15 protein-coding genes and 1 pseudogene are annotated in these 20,682 nt (G+C 71.9%); 6 read left to right on the top strand and 10 right to left on the bottom strand.

What is annotated here, in order from left to right; genetic code table 11:
• Positions 1–271: 271 nt before the first annotated feature.
• Positions 272–2,212, top strand: coding sequence for a hypothetical protein (locus JSY14_RS06035; protein ID WP_259557890.1), 1,941 nt, complete (start codon positions 272–274; stop codon positions 2,210–2,212).
• 30 nt (positions 2,213–2,242) lie between these two features.
• On the opposite strand, the gene JSY14_RS06030 is transcribed toward JSY14_RS06035, so the two are convergent.
• From JSY14_RS06030 to JSY14_RS06020, 3 genes are all read right to left on the bottom strand, one after another.
• Positions 2,243–2,497, bottom strand: a complete 255-nt coding sequence (locus tag JSY14_RS06030) for a hypothetical protein (protein ID WP_259557889.1) — start codon at positions 2,495–2,497, stop codon at positions 2,243–2,245.
• Between the two features lie 89 nt (positions 2,498–2,586).
• On the bottom strand, positions 2,587–2,943 hold the full coding sequence (locus tag JSY14_RS06025; protein WP_259557888.1) for a helix-turn-helix transcriptional regulator: 357 nt from the start codon (positions 2,941–2,943) through the stop codon (positions 2,587–2,589).
• An 80-nt stretch (positions 2,944–3,023) separates the two neighbouring features.
• A complete protein-coding gene (locus tag JSY14_RS06020; RefSeq protein WP_259557887.1) occupies positions 3,024–3,494 on the bottom strand; it encodes a hypothetical protein in 471 nt (156 codons plus the stop codon).
• 559 nt (positions 3,495–4,053) lie between these two features.
• Here JSY14_RS06020 and dnaB point away from each other — a divergent pair.
• Positions 4,054–5,433 (top strand): replicative DNA helicase, encoded by a 1,380-nt coding sequence (gene dnaB, locus JSY14_RS06015; RefSeq protein WP_259557886.1) that lies wholly within the window; start codon positions 4,054–4,056, stop codon positions 5,431–5,433.
• A gap of 92 nt (positions 5,434–5,525) precedes the next feature.
• On the opposite strand, the gene adhE is transcribed toward dnaB, so the two are convergent.
• The 4 genes from adhE to JSY14_RS05995 form a co-directional block, all read right to left on the bottom strand.
• Positions 5,526–8,417, bottom strand: a complete 2,892-nt coding sequence (adhE, locus tag JSY14_RS06010; RefSeq protein WP_285892254.1) for a bifunctional acetaldehyde-CoA/alcohol dehydrogenase — start codon at positions 8,415–8,417, stop codon at positions 5,526–5,528.
• A 493-nt stretch (positions 8,418–8,910) separates the two neighbouring features.
• Positions 8,911–9,993 (bottom strand): ATP-binding protein, encoded by a 1,083-nt coding sequence (locus JSY14_RS06005; protein ID WP_259557885.1) that lies wholly within the window; start codon positions 9,991–9,993, stop codon positions 8,911–8,913.
• On the bottom strand, positions 9,990–10,124 hold the full coding sequence (locus JSY14_RS06000) for a hypothetical protein (protein WP_259557883.1): 135 nt from the start codon (positions 10,122–10,124) through the stop codon (positions 9,990–9,992). Before JSY14_RS06000 ends, JSY14_RS06005 begins: the two co-directional genes overlap by 4 nt.
• A 188-nt stretch (positions 10,125–10,312) precedes the next feature.
• On the bottom strand, positions 10,313–11,857 hold the full coding sequence (locus JSY14_RS05995) for a pyridoxal phosphate-dependent decarboxylase family protein (RefSeq protein WP_259557882.1): 1,545 nt from the start codon (positions 11,855–11,857) through the stop codon (positions 10,313–10,315).
• Positions 11,858–11,914: 57 nt separating this feature from the next.
• Between JSY14_RS05995 and JSY14_RS12460 the strand changes: the two are divergent.
• Positions 11,915–12,406, top strand: a pseudogene (locus JSY14_RS12460) (YetF domain-containing protein); the annotation flags it as partial.
• Between the two features lie 101 nt (positions 12,407–12,507).
• Here the strand turns inward: JSY14_RS12460 and JSY14_RS05990 are convergent.
• Complete coding sequence (locus JSY14_RS05990) at positions 12,508–15,159, bottom strand: excinuclease ABC subunit UvrA (RefSeq protein ID WP_259557881.1); 2,652 nt, start codon at positions 15,157–15,159, stop codon at positions 12,508–12,510.
• Between the two features lie 167 nt (positions 15,160–15,326).
• Positions 15,327–16,271, bottom strand: a complete 945-nt coding sequence (gene rarD / locus JSY14_RS05985; protein ID WP_259557880.1) for an EamA family transporter RarD — start codon at positions 16,269–16,271, stop codon at positions 15,327–15,329.
• 136 nt (positions 16,272–16,407) lie between these two features.
• Here rarD and JSY14_RS05980 point away from each other — a divergent pair, with 136 nt between their 5' ends.
• Positions 16,408–17,502, top strand: coding sequence for an acyltransferase family protein (locus tag JSY14_RS05980; protein WP_259557879.1), 1,095 nt, complete (start codon positions 16,408–16,410; stop codon positions 17,500–17,502).
• Between the two features lie 28 nt (positions 17,503–17,530).
• Here JSY14_RS05980 and JSY14_RS05975 read toward each other — a convergent pair whose 3' ends face one another.
• Positions 17,531–18,001: an SRPBCC family protein gene (locus JSY14_RS05975; RefSeq protein WP_259557878.1), complete on the bottom strand. Its 471-nt coding sequence runs from the start codon at positions 17,999–18,001 to the stop codon at positions 17,531–17,533.
• Positions 18,002–18,116: 115 nt separating this feature from the next.
• On the opposite strand from JSY14_RS05975, the gene JSY14_RS05970 reads away from it, so the two are divergent.
• Together JSY14_RS05970 and JSY14_RS05965 are read left to right on the top strand one after the other, a co-directional pair.
• A complete protein-coding gene (locus JSY14_RS05970) occupies positions 18,117–19,427 on the top strand; it encodes an MFS transporter (protein ID WP_259557877.1) in 1,311 nt (436 codons plus the stop codon).
• Between the two features lie 100 nt (positions 19,428–19,527).
• The gene (locus JSY14_RS05965; protein ID WP_259557876.1) at positions 19,528–20,529 is read left to right on the top strand and encodes an alpha/beta hydrolase; all 1,002 of its coding nucleotides are present in this window, start codon (positions 19,528–19,530) and stop codon (positions 20,527–20,529) included.
• Positions 20,530–20,682: the final 153 nt, after the last annotated feature.

The raw sequence follows: 20,682 nt of genomic DNA, 5'->3' as shown, positions 1-20,682 counted from the left end.
CCTCCGGGAGGTCGGGATCCCGGTGCGGCGGGGGCGCCGTCCACCGGGGTGGGACGCGAGTGAGTCCACCGAAGGGGAATGAGGAGCACGTGAGGGAGGGATGAGAGTGCTCTCATCCAGGCCGCCCGCCCCCGGCTCGGTGAACAGCCGATGACGGCCGGGCCCGGGGCGGGCGGCAGGCGGTATTTTTGATCGCATGGCACCTCCCGGACCTTCACGCGCCGAGCCGGTCGGGTCCAGGACGCACCCTCTGGGCCCGCCCGGTCCCGGGGTGTCCGAGTCATCCCCCGATGCGAAGAACGGGGCCGTGGCCGGCGGAGGCTCTCCCACCGCCTCATCCCTGCCGTGGGTCCCCGCGACCGGCGCGGCGCTCGCCGAGGAGGATCTGCGGCTGGCTCTGCGTCCGGCGCAGTTGCCGCTGCCGTTCCCCCGCGGCCCCCTCGGGGTGGCGCAGCGGCTGCGTGACCTGCTGGGTGCCGGGCGCCCGGAGCGGGCCCTCGCGATGCTGCACCGCACCGCGCAGGTGCAGGGCACCCCGGCGGAGGAGGTCGCGCTGTGGTCGGCCCGCGGACTGGTCCTCGACGCCGCCGACCGACCCGAACGCGCCGTCGAGGCCCGGGCGGCCCTGCTGAGGGCGTGGCAGGAGCTCGGAGCGGCCGACCTCGCGGCAGCACTCGGCGGGGTCTATCTGGACGGACTGACCGCAGCGCCACAATCGGAGGGCCGCGACCCGTCGACTGATCGGGGCGGGTGGCGCGGGCGCGCCGAGACGGATGCGGCGAGTGCCCGGGGCCGTCGCCGTGGTCAGGTGGCGATCTCCGAGGATCTGCGCATCCTCGCCCGCGGCCTGGTGGAGCCCTTCATCCGGGAGCGGCTCGGCCCTCCGGTTGAGGCCGTGAGGCTCGAGGCGGCCCTGGCGGCCCTCGACCGGTTGCGGGCGGGGGCCGCGGCAGCGGTGCCCGGGGTCTCCGAGGCGGTGCTGCGCGCACGCTCAGCGCAGGTGCTGCTGGCCCTCGGTCGTGATGCCGACGCCGCCCGCCAGGCCCTTGACGCCCTCGAGGTCCTGGAGCAGGAGGTCGATGCCGCAGAGGCCGACGGGCACCCGGAGACGCTGGCCCCGACCCTGGCGGTGCGACCGGCCCTCGCGGCCCGCGCCGTGCTGGCGCGGGCGCTGCTGCACGACCAGCCCCTGGCCGCCGCCGAACAGGCCGTGCGGGCACTGACCGCGATGGGTGACGTGGATAACCCCACGGTGCGGGTCGCTCTGATCGACGACCTGGTGACGGCGCTGATGGCGGCCGGCCGGGTGTCGCAGGCCACGTATGCGGCCGGCCGTCTGGCCTCCCTGCAGCGCACCCTCCCGCGGGAGCAGGACCGCACCGGCGCACTGCTCACTGTGGCCGCGCAGCGGCTCAGCGTCGGACGGATCGAGGCGGCCGATGGTGCGCTGCGGGAGGTGCAGCGGATCCTGCGTGAGCATCCGGATCGCCGCACCGCCCTGACGTCGGCCCGGCTCACAGCATCGGCCCGCCAGCAGCAGCGACGTCCCGCCGAGGCCGCGGCCGCGCACCGCGAGGCCGCCCGGCAGGCCCGGCGCCTGGTGGATGATCTGAGCACTCCCGTGGCCGAGCGGCCCGGCCTGTTCCGGCTCGAACTGGGGGAGGAGTCGATGGCGTTGCGCCAGGCCCTCGACGCCCAGGAATGGGGGCGGGCGGAGCGTTCGGCCGCGCTGATCCTGCGGCGTGCAGATCCCGCGACCGGGCCGGGTTTGCTGGAGGCCGGGCAGGTGTGGGAGCACCGTGTCGACGCCGAGGTCGGGGCGATGCTCGCGGCGGGCCTGCACGCGGCGGGTCTGCACGCGGAGGGTTTGCATGCGGCGGCGGACGACGCCGGTGGCCCCGCCGACCTCGAGAGGGAACCGCGCCTGACAGCACGCGGGGAGTACGGCCGGCGTCGTCTGGCGGCGCTGCGACTGATCGATGCCGTCCCGGCCGGTCAGGAGCAGCGTGCGCAGTATTGGTCGGCGTACGTGGACGACCGGCACGCCGAGATGCTGGAGCGATTCGACGAGAGGGCGCGGGCGCTGCGAGCGGCCCGCCGCGCCCGTGACGCGTGGGTGGCGCTCGGCGCCGACGCCGATGCCGCGCGGATGACCGCCCTGATGCAGCGGTTGCAGGCCGAGGGCCACGGTGGGGTCTCCACTGGAGGCTGACGCGACCCTCGCGCGCAAGGTCCTACGAGGTCAGGCGGTGGAGCCACGCGGAGGCCGCGGCATCCGCAAGGCACTGATCAGGCGCTTTCCGAGCTGCTGTGCGGGTCGTTCCACCAGGTGCCAGGACAGGAAGGCCGCAAGCAGGGTCAGTGCCAGGCTGAGCACGAGGTGGAGCAGGATGCTGAGGCGATCGACACCGACCACGGACATGAGCTGCTGCAGGGGGAAGGCGTACAGATAGGCGCCATACGACAGGTCATTGCGCTGACCGAGGCCGGTGCGCACGAGCGCTCCCAGGCCGAGGACCAGGTATCCCCGCACGCCCGGTGAGCCCGTGCGATCAGATGCGTGCGCAGAGCGGTCGCTCCCGCGCCTTATTGCAGACGAGCGCGCTCGATGCCCTCGAGGTGGTGGTGGCCCACTGCGGTGAGAGTGAAGTCCTGGCGCTTCGCGCCGGTGCGAGCCACGTCCGCCCGGGAGATCTCGAGGGCACCCGCGTCGGCCAGGCGCCGCAGGCTTCGGTAGAGGCCGCGCTCACTGAGGCCCCACCCGGTGGCATCCTCGACGAGCGGGGCGAGCTGCGCGGCCGAGACGGGGCCGTGATCGCGGACGAGGCGCAGCAGCACGAGCGTGGTGGCGGACTTCTTGTGCACCTCGAGCCACGAGCGCGTCAGCTCCTCTACCCAGGCTGTGTCCTCCTCGGAAAGTCCCGGTGCGGGCCGCGACGGCACCGGGCTTCCCGGTCCGGAAGGCATCGGGGCGGGGGGTGGCGTGCGGCGGGACGCGTTCTCAGGGGCGCGGTCGGAGCGGGTCACGGCCGGGCAGCCTCGTAACCGCGAGAGAGCAGGGCGCCGATCGTATGCAGCAGCAGACCGCAGCCCCAGATCGTCGGCATCGACAGCAGCACTCCACCCCACGCGGCGAGGTCCAGCGGTCGGTCCGTCAGCGCGCGTCCCAGGGCGTGCACACCGAAACCGAGGTTCACCGTCAGGTACAGGAGCACATGCGCCATGACCACCCCATAGCGCACGCGACCGAGATTGCGGCCTGGCAGGGCCACGAAGACGGCGGCTCCGAGGGCGACGACGGCGAGCAGGAGCATCGGGACCAGGGTCGGGCCGCCGCTGATCGCGACGGCGATCTGGACGACGACCGCACCGGTCACCAGGGCCGCCGCGTAGGGGAGCAGGGCGGCGTGGGCGTCACGGGCGGGGGAGTGAGGCGGGTGATGTGCCCGAGATGAGTCGTCCGACGGGGTCGGCAGGGGAGGGGCAGCAGTCATAGGGATCTCCTTTCAGGGCCCCCGAGGGTCGAGGGCCGGTGCGGCGGGTCCGACGATCGATGCGGGGGCGGCGGGGGGCGAGGAACTGTGCGGGGGAATGGTCTGTGGCTCTCTGCGGTGACGAAAGGTAGTGAACCTGAGATTCAGTGCGTCGCTGTCATTCCAACCGATCTGCCCGGGGCTGTCAACAGGTACTGAACCAAAGGTTCTCGTCCGAGTGTCCGATGACGCGCGAGACACCCGGCACCCCAGGTCGGACCCCGCGCGGTTCGTCACGCCCGCGATCCGGGACACCGGTACGCCGAACTCGCGAGTGGCGGACACCAGGTGTCCGCGTCTGCCCTGGGCGGGCGTGTCCGTGGCATGCCACGGGCAGCGCGCGGATGCGGTCACGGGATGTCCGCCACTCGCGAGTGCTCGGGGGGCGGTCCCGATGCTCCTACGGTGGGGTGCTCGTGACTACCCGAGGCGGCTGGCGCCCGCGTCCACCGTCCCGCGTGCCCCGCCCCCCGTCCACCGTCACCCCTCGGGTGTCGGGCCCCACTCCTACACTGGCCGAGTGAGCCAGAACGACGCCCTGCAGACCGGTCCGGACCGAGGCCTGGAGCGCACCCCTCCCCAGGATCTGAACGCGGAGCGAGGCGTGCTCGGCGCGATGATGCTGTCGAAGGACGCGATCGCGGACGTCGTCGACAAGCTCAAGGGTTTCGACTTCTACCGGCCCGCGCATGAGCTGATCTATGACGCGATCATCGACCTCTACGGCCGGGGTGAGCCCGCCGATCTGGTGACCGTCTCCGATGAGCTCACCAAGCGCGGCGAACTGCAGCGCATCGGCGGCGGCGCCTACCTCGCCGACCTCATCGACGTGGTGCCCACCGCCGCCAACGCCGGGTTCTACGCCGAGATCGTCGCCGAACGCGCCACCCTGCGGCGCCTGGTCGAGGCCGGCACCCGCATCGTGCAGCTCGGCTACGCCGCCGAGGGCGGGGAGATCGACGACGTCGTCAACGAGGCCCAGGCTCAGGTGTACGCCGTCACCGAACGCAGCCAGGCCGAGGACTTCGTGCCCCTCGGGGCGGTGCTGGAGGAGACCCTCAACGTCATCGAGGCCACCCAGGGTCGGGGCGGCCAGGTCACCGGCATCCCCACCGGCTTCGAGGAATTCGACGAGCTCACCCAGGGCCTCCACCCCGGCCAGATGGTGATCTTCGCCGGCCGCCCCGCCATGGGCAAGACCACCCTGGGCATGGATGTGCTGCGCAGCGCCGCCATCCACAACGGCATGGCCGCCGTCATCTTCTCCCTGGAGATGGACAAGACCGAGATCACCATGCGTCTGCTCTCGGCCGAGGCGCAGGTGCCGATGAACCGCATGCGTGACGGCTCCATGGACGACCGCGACTGGCAGGCGATGGCCCGTGCCACCGAGCGCGTCAAGGCGGCGCCCCTGTTCATGGACGACTCCGCCAACATGAGCCTGATGGAGATCCGCGCCAAGTGCCGGCGGCTCAAGCAGAAGCACGACCTCAAGCTCGTCGTCATCGACTACTTGCAGCTCATGAGCTCCGGCAAGCGCGTCGAATCCCGCCAGCAGGAGGTCTCCGAGTTCTCCCGCGCCCTCAAGCTCCTCGCCAAGGAGCTCGAGGTGCCGGTGATCGCCATCTCCCAGCTGAACCGCGGCAACGAACAGCGGCAGGACAAGAAGCCCATGATGAGCGACCTGCGCGAATCCGGGTCGATCGAGCAGGACGCCGACCTCATCGTCCTCATCCACCGCGAGGACTACTACGAGAAGGAGACGGACCGCCGCGGCGAGGCCGACCTGATCGTCGCCAAGCACCGCAACGGCGCCACCAAGACCATCCCCGTGGCCTTCCAGGGCCAGTACTCGCGCTTCACCGACATGGCCCGGGACGGCGGCGGCTACTACGGCTGACGCTGCGGTGACGACGGCTGACGTGAACGACGGCGGCCCCGGGACGCCCATGACGTCCCGGGGCCGCCGTCAGCGCTCACACGCTGTGGCTGTCAGGCCTTGCCCTTGACCCGCTCCTCCTCAGGGTCGATCGAGTCCACGAACTCCGCCGTGTCGCGGGCCGCGTCGGCGTCGCCGGCCGCGGCCGACGAGGCGCCCGAGCCCTTGCGCGCCCCCTTGCCGGAGCCCTTCGCGGACGAGCCACGGGCCGTCGACCCCGCCGACTCCTCAGAGCTCGACGCGGACGCCGACCCGGAAATCGGCTCGGCCGTCGGCGCGGTGCTCGGATGGATCACCGAGCCGCCATGCGCCCGGGTGTACCCGACCTCGCCCTCGAAGGCGTCGTGGATGAGCTCCTTCAGCTCCGCCACCAGCGGCTCCTTCGGGTTCGCCGGGGTGCACTGGTCCTCGAACGCCCGATAGGCCAGGTCGTCGATCACGCTCTCCAGCCGCTCCGCCGTCACCCCGTTCGCCTTGAGGCTCATCTCGATCCCGAGATCCTCGGCGAGCTTGGTGACCTCGTCGATCAGGGACTGCACACCCTCCTCGACGGTCGAGGCCGGGAAGCCCATGAACCGTGCGAAGTCGGCGAGATCCTGGTCGGCCCGGTACGACTCGTACTTCGGGAAGATCGCGTGCTTGTACGGCCGTGTGGCGTTGTACCGGATCACGTGGGGCAGGAAGATCGCGTTCGTGCGCCCGTGGGCGATCTCGAACTCCGCGCCGCACTTGTGGGACAGCGAATGCACGATCCCCAGGAACGCATTGGCGAAGGCCATACCGGCCATCGCCGAGGCATTGTGCATCTTCTCCTTGGCCTCCATGTCGTTCTCCAGCACGGCCGCCCGCATGTTCTCGAAGATCAGCTGCGCCGCCCGCACCGACAGGCCACGCGTGTAGTCACTGGCCATCACCGACACGTACGACTCGATGCAGTGCGTCAGCGCGTCCATGCCGGAATCGGCGGCGGTGCGCCTCGGCACCGTGTCGACGAACTGGGCGTCCACGATCGCGACGTGCGGCGTGACCGCGTAGTCCGCGATCGGGTACTTCACGTGGGTCTCCGAGTCGGTGATCACCGCGAACGGGGTGCACTCCGAGCCGGTGCCGGACGTCGTCGGGATCGCCACGAACTGCGCCTTCTTCCCGAGCTTCGGGAAGCGGTAGGTGCGCTTGCGGATGTCCATGAACTTCTGCTTCATGCCGAAGTAGGACGCCTCGGGCTCCTCGTAGAACAGCCACATGCCCTTCGCGGCGTCCATCGCGGATCCACCGCCCAGCGCGATGATGCAGTCGGGCTGGAAATCGCGCATACGCTCGGCGCCCTTGAAGACCGTCGCGGAGGTCGGGTTCGGCTCGACGTCGGAGAAGATCGTCCAGGCCACCTCCTCCTTCCGCTTCTTCAGGTGGTCGATGAGGACGTCGACGTACCCGAACTGCACCATCCCCGGATCGGAGACGATGAACACGCGGGAGATCGCCGGCATCTTCTGCAGGTACTGGACCGAGTACCGCTCGAAGTACGTCTTCGGGGGCACCTTGAACCACTGCATGTTGTTCCGCCGTTCTGCGACCCGCTTGACGTTGATGAGGTCGATGGCCGAGACGTTGCGCGACACGGAGTTGTGGCCGTACGAGCCGCACCCCAGGGTCAGCGACGGGATCAGCCCGTTGTAGACATCGCCGATGCCGCCCAGGGCGCTGGGGGAGTTCACGACGATGCGGCAGGCCTTCATCCGCAGACCGAACTCACGCTGCACCGCCTCGTCGGTGGAATGGATGACGGCGGTGTGGCCGAGGCCCCCGAACTCGAGCATCTCCTCGCAGCGCGCGAAACCCTCGTCCTTCCCGGAGACCGTGGCCATCGCCAGCACCGGGCACAGCTTCTCGCGGGAGAACGGGTGGCCCCCGCCGACTCCCTCGATCGGCACCAACAGCAGCTTCGTGCCCGCGGGAACGTCGAAGCCCGCACCCTTCGCGATCGCCTCGGCGCTCTGACCCACCACCGAGGCGGCGATCGACCCGGTCTCAGTGACCATGAAGGCCTCGAGCTTCGCGCGCTCCGCCTCGGAGACGACGTGGCTGCCGAACTTCTCGAACTCGGCGATGACGTCCTGCGCGATCTCCTCGTCGAGGAAGATCGCCTGCTCGGAGGCACAGATCATGCCGTTGTCGAAGGTCTTCGACAGGATCAGGTCGTTCACCGTGCGGGCGATCTTCGCCGTGCGGTCCACATACACCGGCACGTTGCCCGGGCCGACGCCGAGCGCCGGCTTGCCGGTCGAGTACGCGGCCTTCACCATGCCGGAACCGCCGGTGGCCAAGGTCAGCGCGACGGTCGGGTGGTTCAGCAGGGCGTTGGTGGCCTCGATCGACGGCTGCTCTATCCACTGGATGCAGTGTTCCGGGGCGCCGGCCTCCACCGCGGGGGCCTCATACATGACCTTCGCGGCGGCGCTCGAGCACGTCTGCGCGCTGGGGTGGAACGCGAAGATGATCGGGTTGCGCGTCATGATCGCGATCAGGCACTTGAACATCGTGGTCGAGGTCGGGTTGGTCACCGGGGTGACACCCGCGACCACACCCACCGGCTCGGCGATCTCGGTGATGCCGGTCTGGTCGTCCTCCCGGATCACCCCGACGGTGCGGTCGTCCTTGATCGAGTTCCAGATGTACTCGGTGGAGAACAGGTTCTTGACGCACTTGTCCTCGAACAGGCCGCGGCCCGTCTCCTCGATGGCCATGCGGGCGAGCGGCATGTGCTGATCCACGCCGGCCAGGGCCATGGCATGGACGATGCGGTTGATGCGCTCCTGGTCATAGGCGCCGAAGGCCGTGAGGGCCTGCGCGGCGCGGGAGGCCAGCAGGTCGATGTCGGCGGCCGGTGCGGGGGCACCGCCGGCGGCGGAGGTGTCGGGCGAAGTCGAGGGGCGAGGGGATGCCATGGTGACTGTTGTGTCCTTCGTGTGCGTTGGGGACGCGTCCGCTCCGTCGGAGCTGACGTCCCTGACGCTATGGGGAAGGTCACAGCCGTCTCAACGGCGCTGGAGGGGTGATCGTGCTATGAGCATCGCCGCTGGTCAGCGAAGGTTTCGGGGTGGCGGGCGGCCGACTACGTCCGACATGCCGGAGGGCGATCTCGGTTGTGTGTGACAGACATCACTCCGGAGGAGGCCTGTGGAGGGGGACGGCTGTCCCGGCTTGACCTGCGCCTTTGCGGAAGGCTGGAGGCTGGGAATCCGGAGCCCTCGGGCGGGATCCCGGCACGGGCGAGGGGTGGCTGGCGGACGGGTTGTGCACCGGGGGACCTGGGTCCCCTCGCGGGAATATCCGAGGTTCGATTGCGACCCAGATCACATCAGGTGAGGGTGGGTCGAGGGGCGGGGCTCTCAGCGCGATGGGGGGCGCCCGTAGTTTCGGCCCGGGAGAGGCTCCCGGTCATCGGCGGCGCGGTGGCCGTTTGGGAGGAACCAGGACTTCCGGGATCGCCCGTCGCATATAGAGGTCGAAGTGGGGCACAGTGAAGGCTGCGTACCCGTGCTGAGGGGTGTATAGCAGCCCCATGTCGATCAGCTCGGCTCGTGTGGGGCCTAACTGTGTCGATTCCCTGTCGAGGACGGCTGCGACATCCGCCGCCTTCTGAGGTTCCGGTCCCAGCTCCGCCATGGCTCGCAGGTAGGCGGTCTGCAGTTCGGTCGCGCGATCCAATCGCACGCGGAAGAACGATGAGTCGAGTTTGGCCTGGTAGACCTCCTGCGCGATGGCGACGTCGTCTCGAGTGATGGGGGACGAGTCCGCGACGCCCCACACCGCTGAGCCGAGTTCCTGGATGAAGTACGGGTAGCCGCCAGTGAGGTCATGGGCGAGCTCGAGGGCGTCAGCGGTGAACTCGACCGACTCCTGTCGGGCGGGCCCGCGCATCGCTTCGAGGGCGTCGGCGTGTTCCAGGTTTCCGATGGCAGGGAAGGTGAACAGGCGTTCTGCGTAGGATTTTGCGTCGCCGGCCAGTTCCGCCACCTGAGGCAGGCCTGCGCCGACCACCAGAAGGGGAAGTCCGCGTTGGACCGTCTTGTGGAGGGCGATGATCAGTGCCTCCAACTGCGGCCGCGAGAGGAATTGGATCTCGTCGATGAGGAGCACGACGCCCCGGTTCGCATCCTGTGCCGCCTCGCCCAGGGTGAGCAGGACATCAGTGAGATCCATGGACAGGTCCTGGTGGTCCGCGAGGCCTTCGATCATGTCGACGTTCATTCCGGCCTGCAGCTGCCCCGTAGCGTCGACGGACACGGTGAATGCTGAGAGAGCCGCGGCGGCGCGCTCGAACCGGGCTGTCCATCGGGCCCGCGGGGAGAGTTCGAACAGGGCGGCGCGCAGCCGCATAGCGAGGTCGCGCCGGAACCGGTGGTCATCGTGCTTGACTGCCTCGTACTCCACCACGGCCCACCTCTCGGTCAGCGAAGCGTCGCGGAATCTGCCGAGGAGGACGGTCTTCCCGACCCCGCGCAGGCCAGTGATGATCATGGAACGCGCGGATCGGCCGCGGGCCACGCGCTGTGCGCCACGTCGAAGGTGGCGAGCTGGTCATCGCGGCCCGCCAGCACGTCAGGACGCTCGCCCGCGTTAGGGGTGTAGGGGTTCCTGATCGGGTCCACGCCGCTCCTTGGGGACTTTACCGACTTTAGGTACCTTTATCTGCAGCGCCTAAAGTGTCGCAAGCTCCCTAAGATGCCGTGAGGTCGGCCCGGTGGTGCCCCCGCGCGGAAGTGGAGCGACACGGTGTGGTCGGACGCCAGGGGTGACCGCCCTGAGGAATCTGCCTCCGCCACGGTGGGCACGGAACTCAGCTTCCGTCGTCGGCGAGCATCGTCGTGCGCAGCACGTCGATCACCCGGTCGGCATCGGTGTCGGGGTTCAGGAACGCCAGCCGCAGAGCCGGCTCCCCCTGCACGGAGGTAGGGACGCACAGAATCGTGCCGTCCTTCGCCAGGCGCCGAGACCACCGCGCATACGCCTGCGCGTCCCAGCCGGGGCGGCGGAACATCACCACGCTGAGCTGCGGTTCCATCACCAGCTCCAGGTGGTCCGCCTCCTCGATGGCCCGTGCCACCTGCCGCGACAGCGCCAGGCAGTGCTCCACCGCATCCCGGTACCGGTCGGTGCCATGCGTGGCCAGCGAGTACCACAGCGGCAGGCCGCGGGTGCGGCGCGACAGGTGCGCCGCCAGATCCGACGGGTTCGACTCCCCGCGGTCGATCGCATCCAGGTACGCCGCATGCTGCGAGTGCGTGGCCGCCGCGGGACGCGGGTCGCGGTACAGCAGGGCGCAGCAGTCATACGGGGCGAACAGCCACTTGTGCGGGTCGACGATGAACGAGTCGGCCTGCTCGATCCCCGCGAACAACGGCCGCGCCGACGGCGCCAGCAGTGCCGCCCCGCCGTACGCGCCGTCCACATGCACCCACGCGCGGTGGTGATGCGCCACCTCCACCACCGAGGCGATGTCATCGACGATCCCCGCGTTCGTGGTGCCCCCGGAGACGACGACGGCGCAGATCCGCGGGTGGGCCTCCATCGCGGGGCGCAGCGCCTCCCCGGTGAGCCGGCCCTTCTCGTCGATCGGGATCGTCACCACGTCCATGTCCAGCAGCCGCGCGGCCGAGGCGATCGACGAATGCGCCGTCGATGCGCACGCCAGCGCCCAGCCCCCGGCGGGTCGACCACCGTGCATCCGACGGGCATGCTCGCGCGCTGTCGCCAGCGCCGACAGGTTCCCGCTAGTGCCGCCGGCCACGAACACCCCGGCGGCCTCCTGCGGCCAGCCCAGCAGGCCCGCCAGCCAGTCCAGCACCTGGTTCTCGGCGAACAGCGCACCCGCGCCCGACTCCCACAGCCCGCCGAACACGTTCGCGGCGCTGACGACGGTGTCGAAGGCGACGGCCGCGCGGGTCGGGGCACCGGGGATGTACGCCAGGTTCATGGGGTCGTCGGCGGCGCGGGTGGCCGGCAGCAGCACCCGGTCATACAGCTCCATGGCGCGCTGGGCACCGATGCCCTGGGGCGTGATGGTCTCGCCGACCTCGGCCTGCAGATCCTCGGCGCTGCGGGCCGTGGTCTTCGGGTCGGTGGCGAGGGTGGTGTGGGAGGCGGCCCAGCTCAGCGCGACGGTGACGGCCTCATGCTCATCGCCCCAGATGCGCGACGGCGGGCGGCGGCGCTGCAGGGCATCGGACGCCTCGGTGAAGGCGGAGCGCTCGGCCGCGGTGGCTGCCGGGGCCGGGGCGGTTCCCGGGGCCGGGGCGGTTCCCGGGGCCGGGGCGGGGGTGTCCGGCTGGCCCTGCGAGGCGGTGGTGTCCGGCGTGGGGCGGGGGCGATCGTCGGTGGTCACGGGGGACATGGTCCCACGGGGCGTGGGGCGTGGCCGGGCGGGGTCGAGAATGGGCCCATGGCGGCAGAGATCTGGTCCCACGTCGGCATCACCCCGCTCGGCGCGCTCAGCGTGGCCCTCGCGACGGTGGTGCTGTACCTGGTGCTCGTCACGCTGGTGCAGGTGTCGGGGCCGCGGTTGTTGGGCAGCCCGTCCGTGCTGAGCTGGGGGGTGATGGTGCTGCTCGGGGCGCTCACCGCCCGCGCCATGCTCGGTGACTCCCCGACGCTGATGGGTGCCCTCGTCGCGCTCGCCACACTGCTGGTGATGGAAGCGACGCTGGGTCGGGCCGGGGCCGCATTGCACGGTCTGGGGGCGAAGCGATCCCCCGGCCGCCGGCGAGGCGGGGCCGATGTGGTGATGGTGGCCGGGGAGCCCGTGGCCGCGGCACTCCACCGGCGGCGCCTGGAGCCCGAGCACCTCGCCGTGCTGCTGCGCCGCGCGGGGGTCCGACACCTCGAGGATGCGGCGCTGGTGATCCTCGAGGCGCGCGGGCAGATCTCGATCGTGCGGGCGGGGGAGCAGATCGACGCTGCGCTGCTCGCGGGGGTGCGCGGCGCGGAGCGAGTACCCCGGCCCTGGTGCGGGACTGAACCGCCGGGCCACGCCCGTCAGTCGCGACCCCTCAGCCACGGCCCCGTGACGCTCGCCGGGTCGGCCGCGACCTGCGCCGGCGTGCCCTGCGCCACCACCCGGCCGCCGTCCTCCCCGGCGCCGGGACCCAGGTCGATCACATGGTCGGCCCGGGCGATCACCCGCACGTCATGCTCGGCGATCACCACGGTCGCACCGGAGTCCACCAGGCGGTCGAGCTCGGCCAGGAGCCGGTCGATATCGGCCGGGTGCAGCCCGACGGTCGGCTCGTCCATCAGGTACAGGCTCTGCCCGCGGCCCGTGCGCTGCAGCTCCGTGGCGAGCTTGATGCGCTGCGCCTCACCCCCCGACAGCTCGGTGGCGCTCTGCCCCAGCCGCAGATAACCCAGCCCGATACGGGACAGCGCCCCGAGCGCCCGCGCCACCCGCGGCTCATCCGCGAACACCCGGGCCGCCTCGTCGACGGTCAGCTGCAGGACATCGGCGATGGTGAGCCCGTTCCAGGTGACCTCGAGGGTCTCGGGGGCGTACCGCGACCCGCCGCACCGGGGGCAGGTGACGTACGTGCCGGGCAGGAACAGCAGCTCCACCTCGATCTGGCCGGTGCCGGCGCATTCGGGGCAGCGGCCCTCCGCCACGTTGTAGGAGAACCGGCCGACGCCCCAACCGCGCCGCCGGGCCTCCGCGGTGTCGGCGAACAGGCGCCGTACCCGGTCGAACAGACCGGTGTAGGTGGCCAGGCACGAGCGCGGGGTGCGGCCGATGGGGCGCTGCGTGATGTGGACCAGGCGGGTGAGGCCGTCAGCACCGTCCACGGCCTCGACCCGCACCTGCTCGGCGGGGTCGGGGGCGCCGGCCAGCAGGGCCGGGTCGGTGGCGTCGTCGGGGGCCTCGTCACCCGCCTCGGGGGCATCGGCGACGGTGGTGCGCACCCTCTCGCCCATCACCGTGCCGAGAACATGCGTGAGCAGGGTCGACTTCCCGGCGCCGGAGACGCCGGTGATCGCGGTTAGTGCCGCCCGGGGCAGGTCGACGTCGATGCCCTGCAGGGTGCGGGTGCGCACGCCGCGCAGACGCAGGATCTGGTCTCCGCCGCGCACCGGCAGCTCCGCGCTGCCCCGCAGCACCGGCGGGTCCAGGTGCAGGTAGCGCGCGGTGCGGGACTCCTCGACCTCGGCGAGCGCCTCCACCGGCCCGGAGAACAGCACCCGGCCGCCGCCCTCCCCGGCGTCGGGGCCGACGTCCACGACCCAGTCGGCCTGTTCCACCAGCGACATGTCGTGTTCCACCAGCAGCACCGAGTTGCCCTCGTCGAGGAAGCGGCGCATGAGCTCCACCAGCACACCCTTCTCACTCGGGTGCAGCCCGGCCGACGGCTCATCCAGCACGTACGCGACACCGAACAGGCCACTGCGCAGCTGTGCCGCCAGGCGCAGGCGCTGCAGCTCACCGGTGGAGAGACTGCGGGCGGGGCGGTCGAGCGACAGGTGGCCGAGGCCGAGGCCGACAAGGGTCCGCAGCGCGGGCAGCAGGGTCGGCAGGAGGATCCGCTCGGCCTCGTCCTCGGGGCTGCCGCCGGTGCGGGGCAAGTGGTCGCTGCGCTCCTGCAGACGCTCGGCCAGGCGCCGCGTGGGCAGCGCCGCGAGGGCCCAGATCGGCTCCCCTAGGTAGGTGACGCGCAGCGCGTCGGGCGTCAGGCGGTGGCCCTCGCAGGCGGGGCACACGCGGGTGTCGAAGAACGCGAGGACGCGACGGCGGGAGGACTCCGCGGCCGTGTGCTCGAGGGTCTCGCGCAGGTAGCGGGTGACCGAGCGCCACTGCCCACGGTAGGTGCGCTGAGCCTTGTGCGGCTCCCGCTCGGGGTGGACGGTCACGACGGGCTGCTCGTCGGTGTACAGGATCCACTGGCGGGTGTCGGCGTCGAGGTCCCGCCACGGACGGTGGATGTCGACGCCGAGGGTGGCGAGGATGTCGCGGAAGTTCTTGCCCAGCCAGGCCCCCGGCCAGGCGGCGATGGCGCCGTCGGCGATCGACAGCGACGGGTCCGGCACCATCGACTCCTCCGTCGGCTCCCGCAGGACCCCGGCGCCGTGGCAGGTGGGGCAGGCGCCCTCGGGGGTGTTGGGGGAGAAGTGGTCGGAGGTCAGGCGGCCGCCGTGCAGGGCGGAGCCGCGCTCCAGCACGTCGGCAGGGTGATCGCCCGCGCGGGAGTACAGCATCCGCAGGGAGCTCGACAGGGTGGAGACGGTGCCGACGGTGGAGCGGGAGCCCCCGGCGGCGGTGCGCTGTTCCAGGGCGACGGTCGGCGGCATCCCGCGGACGTCCTCGACGCGGGGGTCGACGGCCGATCCGATCAGCCGCCGGGCGAACGGCGCCACCGACTCCAGGTAGCGGCGCTGCGACTCCCCGTGGAGGGTGCCGAACGCCAGCGAGGATTTGCCCGAGCCGGACACCCCGGTGACGGCGACGAGGCGGCCGCGGGGCAGGTCGACGTCGACGTGGCGCAGGTTGTGCAGATGCGCGTCGTGGACGTGGATGTGGCCGGGGGTGGGGTGTGAGGCGGGGTCCGGGGCGGAGCCGGGGGCGGAGTCGAGGGCGGAGCCGGGGGCGGAGTCGAGGGCGGAGCCGAGGGGATGGCCGGGGGTGGCAGGCGCCTGGGAGTCGGGCATTCGCGCACCGTAGCAACGACGCATGGACGGCGGCGGAGTGGAGCGGGGTGGTGACTGGCGAGCGAGCGGGGTGACGCGCGTCACCGAGCGGCCGGCCCGGCTTATTCCCGTCCCGGTGCTCCTGTGCGTTCTGACGTGTTCCGTTCCACGGAGTGGAAGTGAACGCGTCAGAATGCGACGTCGGAGCCGTCGGAAGCCGACCCCAGCCGCGCGGCCCGGCGCCGCACCCGGTGCGCCCGCACCGAATCCGTGGTGAGCAGCGCGAGCGCCACCCACACCAGGGCGAAGCCGAACCACCGCACCGTCGGCACCTGCTCCCCGAGCAGGAACACCGCCACCAGCAGCTGCATCACCGGGGTGAGGAACTGCAGCAGCCCGATCGTCACCAGCGGCACCCGGGCGGCTGCCGCAGCGAACAACAGCAGTGGGATCGCCGTGACGATGCCGCTCGACGCCATCCACACCGAGTTCCCGGCGCCGCTGCCGAACGTGGTGCGGCCCTGCAGCTCGACCACCACCAGGATCATCGCGGCGACGGGCAGCAGCACCGTCGTCTCCGCCGCGAGCGAGCGGAAGGCGGTGAGACGGGGCCCCAGACGGTTCTTCAGCAGGCTGTACCCGGAGAAACTCACCGCGAGACCCAGGGCGATCCACGGCACGGTGCCCCGGGCGATCGTGAGGAACAGGCAGGCCGCCGTGCCCATCGCGACGGCCGCCCACTGCAGCGGGCGCAGGGTCTCCCGCAGCACCAGCACCCCGAGCGCGATCGTCACCAGCGGGTTCAGGAAGTACCCGAGCGCCGCCTCCGAGGTGTGGCCGCTGTTCACGGCGACCACGTAGATCAACCAGTTCGCCCCGACGGCCAGCCCCGCGAGCACCACCAGCAATGCCCGGCGGGGATCGGCCAGCAGAGGCCGGACGAACCCCAGGTCGCGGCGCAGAACGATGACGAGCGCGCACACCACGAACGCCCACAGGATCCGGTGGGCCACGATCTCCCACGGACCGGCGGGCAGCAGCTGGCGGAAATACAGGGGGAACACGCCCCACAGCACGTAGGCGAGGAACCCGTACGCGGTTCCCCGGGCGGTCTCGTCACGGGTCTGGCTCACCCCGGAAGGGTAGGCGGAAGAGCAGGCGCCGACAGGGGGTCGCCTAGGATCAAGCCGCCGCAGGCCTCCCGGCACGCGGCATCTCAGGCCCGCCCGGGAGGAACGCCCGTGACCAGCACCCCGACTCCGCCCCCCCGTGACACCGCGCTCGGCCCCGACCACCGGGCGCAGTGGCTCAGGCACCGGTCGACTGGACCTGGTCGACGCCGTCCGTGGCAGCGCCATGCTCCTGGTGGTGCTGAGCCATGTGCTGCGCGGCCTGTTCGCGGCCGGTCTGGTGTCGGCCGACGGGACCGCCTGGGGCGTGCTCGACCGCGCCCTGTACCTGGTGCACATGCCGATGTTCGCGCTGATCGCCGGCACGTTCATCCCGCGCAGTGTCGACTCCCGCGGCCTCGGCGCCTTCAGCCGCAACCGGGTGGAGACCCTCGGCTACCTGTTCCTACTGTGGACCCTGCTGCAGGGCACCGTCGAGGTCCTCACCAGCCCCGTGAAGAACGTGCCGACCACCTGGGGGCAGGTCGCCGACCTCACCCACCCGGTGGGGCACCTGTGGTTCCTGCCGTTCATCCTGGTGGCGAGCCTGTTGACGGCGGCCGTGGCCCCGTGGAGGTCCCGCGCCCGCGCGGCCGGGGCGCTCGCCGTCGCGGCTGCGCTGTCGCTGCTGACCTGGGGTGCGGTGGGCGGCATCATCGCGATCCAGGTGCTGCCGCTGCTGGTGTTCGTGATGCTCGGTGCGGTGATCGGTGCCGCGCGGGTGGAGGCCTTCGCCGGTCGGACGCCGCTGCCAGTGCTCGCAGCCGGCGGTCTCGCGCTCCTGGTCGGCTGGGTCGCCCTGGCCGTGCCGCCCAGCACGCTCATCCCGTCGGAGCCGTCGATCGCGCGCACGGTCGCAGGTCTGGCGGCGGGGGTCGCCGGCACCGTGGTCAGCGGGCTTGCTCTGGTGATGCTGGTCGGGGCGGTGTCGCGGACGATTCCCGCGGTGCGGCGCGCCCTGGCGTACTGCGGGCGCACGTCCCTGCAGATCTACCTGCCGCACATCATCGCGACCGCCGGCTCCCGGGTGGCGCTCGGCATGGCGGGGGTGACGCACCCCTGGGTGCACCTGATCGCCGGCACCGTGGTCGGCGTCGCGGCGCCGCTGGTGCTGTGGATCATCGCCCGACGGTGGATGCCGTGGCTGTACGCAACGATCTGGCGCACCGGACTGGTGGCCAGCCGCGAGGGCTGAGGGGAGGCCCCGAACGGGCCTGCTGATATCAGCGGGCTCGGCGCTCCGCCTCCGCGGCGATATCGGCGAGATCGGTGTCCATCGCCTTCGTCGTCACACGCATCCCCAGGGCACCGAGCGCCCGTCCGACCATCGCGAGGGCCCCGGTGCGGGCCGGGCTCGAGGCGCCGAACACCGTCGTCAGCTTGGTCTGATCCCCGGGCACCGGCTCCAGCAGGAACTCGGAGCGGTACTGCGTGCCCTTGTGGGCGGCCGTGACCGTGGTGCGGTGCGGGGCGTCGACCTCCACCACCTGCATCTCCTCGGTACCGCGCATGCCCAGCATGGAGCGGGTCTCCCGCCAGCGGGTGCCGACGGCGTACGGGCCGGGGGTGAGGACCTCGACCGACTCCACACCCGACAGGAACGTGGTGGCGTTCTCCAGATCCGTGAGGACGGACCACACCACCTCGGGGCGGGCGGCGATGAGGCGCTCGCGGCGCACGTCGATCGTGTTCATGGGGCTGAGCCTTCGGGGTGGCGGCACTCACCCGGTGCGCGGCGGGACGGCGTGACGGGGCGGCATCCCCTGGCCACCGGCGACGAGGCGCGCGCCGAACCGGTAGAACTGTGCGGTGCCCTCCGTGACCCCCTCGGTGCCCCCGACCGATCACCCGCGCTCCGCCCGTACGACCCCCGGTGTAGACACCGCATCCCGTTCCCGCGCGACGCCCCGCGGCGGCCGTGCCCTCCCGCCGCTGCTCATCGTCCTGGTGGTCGCGTCCCTCGCGATCATGCTGCGCCCGGCCGCCGCAGCCGTCGGACCCCTCCTCGAGCCCCTGACCACCTCCCTCGGTGCCAGTGACCTCTCTGCCGGTGCCCTCACCGCCCTGCCCTGCCTGGTGTTCGGCCTCGCCGGCCTGACGGCGGTGCCGCTGGCCCGTCGCACCGGCCTCACCGGCGCCCTGGTGCTCGCCATGCTGCTTCTGGTCGTCGCCGGGAGCGTGCGCACCCGCGTCGGCGATATGGGGCTGTTTCTGCCGCTCAGCGCGCTGGCGCTCGCCGGACCTGCGCTCGGCAACGTGGTACTGCCCGCGTGGATCAAGGTCCACGGTGGCCGCCATCGCGTGGCCCTGATGACCCTCTACAGTTCGGTGCTCTCCGCCGGCGCGTTCCTGGCGTCGCTGCTGGCGGTGCCGCTCGCCCCCGACACCCCTGAGGGGTGGCGTCTGTCGCTGCTGTGGTGGGTGCTGCCCGCGGTGGTGCCGATGCTGCTCGCCGTCGTGGTGCTGCGCCGTGCCGGCCACGACTTCCCGCCGGCCGAACCCCGCGCCGTGGGCCGCACCGACGGACGTCGGACCCTGCTGCGGGCTCCGACCGCGGTGGCACTGACCGCCCTGTTCGCTCTGCAGTCCGGCAACGCGTACACCCAGTTCGGGTGGCTGCCGCGGCTGTACGCGGACGCCGGGATCGGGCCGGCCGCCTCCGGGGCGCTGCTCGCAGTGGTCGCGGGGCTGGGCATCGTCGGCGGTCTGGTGATGCCGGTGGTGATCGACCGCTCGCGGCACCTGCGGGCGCTCTGCGGCCTGTTCGGGCTTCTCACCGCCGGGGGATATGTGGGGCTGCTGCTCGCCCCGCACGCGGGGGCGCTGCTGTGGGCGGTGATGCTGGGGCTGGGCGGCTTCACCTTCCCGACGGTGCTGGCGCTGATCCCGGCGCGCAGCCGGTCGGCGGAGATCACCGCGCGACTGTCGGGAATGGTGCAGCCGCTCGGGTACATCGTCGCGGCGCTGATGCCGCTGGGAGCGGGGGCGGTGCTCGCCGCCACCGGCTCGACGACTCTCGTGCTCGGGCTGCTGGCCGGGTCGGGGCTGCTGTTGGGGCTGGTGGGGCTGCGCGCCGCGGCCCCTGTGGTCGTCGACGATGAGCTGGCCCAGGCGCGCTGAGGGATGCGTCGACCGCTGCGGTGGCACCCGTGGGCTGCCGGTGCCGGGTCACCCTGTCGGCTCTCCCCGCAGTGTCACCCCACCGTGCGATCATGACGCCATGAGCCCCAGCGCCCACCCGCACTACGTCACCGACGACACCATCCCGCCCGTGACCGACCGCGAGATCGCCCCCGCTCGACGGGGCCGCCTCTCCTCGCGTGTGCGGGCGTTCCTGCCGCAGGAGCTCATGGCGCAGTGGGCGCGCCGCACCCACCGACCCAGCACACCCTCGCGTCGTCTCGTGCCGGCCGCCCAGGTCACCCGCGAACGCCTCGGCGGCACCCCCGTCACGTGGATCCGCCGCGACCTCGCGGGCGCCGGTGCCCTGATCCACCTGCACGGAGGCAGCTACGTGCACGGGGAGAACGCCACCACCTGGGACTGGCTCGCCGAGGTGCAGCGCCGCACCGGTGCCGCCGCCGCGATGGTCCACTACCGGATGCCGCCCGCGCACCCCTACCCGTACGCCCTCGACGACACCCTCGACGCCCTCCAGGCGATGGTGCGGGAGACGACCGTGCGCGAGGGGCGCTGGGTGCTGTCCGGCGACAGCGCCGGCGCCGGCCTGGCTCTCGCCACCGCCGTGGCGCTGCGCGACGGCGGCCTGGAGCTGCCGCGCGCCCTGGTGCTGACCAGCCCGTGGGTCGACCTCACCGGCACGGATCCGCTGCGACCCGTGCAGCAGGAGCGCGAGCCCGCCATGCTCGCCCAGAACCTGCAGCGCGCCGCCCGGGTGTACGCGGGGTCGCTCGATGAGTCCGATCCCCGCGTCAGCCCGCTGTTCGCCGACCTGCGCGGCCTGCCGCCGGTGCACCTGCTGGCCGGGGACCGCGACCTCCTGCTCGGTGACTCCCGTCGCCTGCGCGATGCCCTGGTGGCCGCGGGTGTGGACGTCGAGTACGTGGAGGTGCCCGGCGGGGTGCACAACCATCCGTTCCTTCCCGGCGGAGCGTCCGTGCAGTACGCGCGTCGGGCGCAGATCGAGGCCGTGCGCGGCCACCTGGGGCTGTGCGAGGCCCCGCTGACCTTCCCGCTGCCCGGGGGCGCCGAGGGACACTGACGCCGCGGGACGGGGCAGTGCGGGTGCGCCGATTCCCGAGCCGATGTCGCGATGTGCGCGCCTGGTTTCCACGTACTGGAAACCAGGCGCGCACATCGCGCACGGGGCGAGGGCGGGGGCGGGAGCGGGCGCGCATATCGCGCACGGGGCGGG

The organism is Brachybacterium sillae, assembly GCF_025028335.1.
Taxonomy (GTDB): domain Bacteria; phylum Actinomycetota; class Actinomycetes; order Actinomycetales; family Dermabacteraceae; genus Brachybacterium; species Brachybacterium sillae.
The sequence above is the reverse complement of the archived record's forward strand: the minus strand, read 5'-3'. Positions and strand labels throughout refer to the sequence as shown.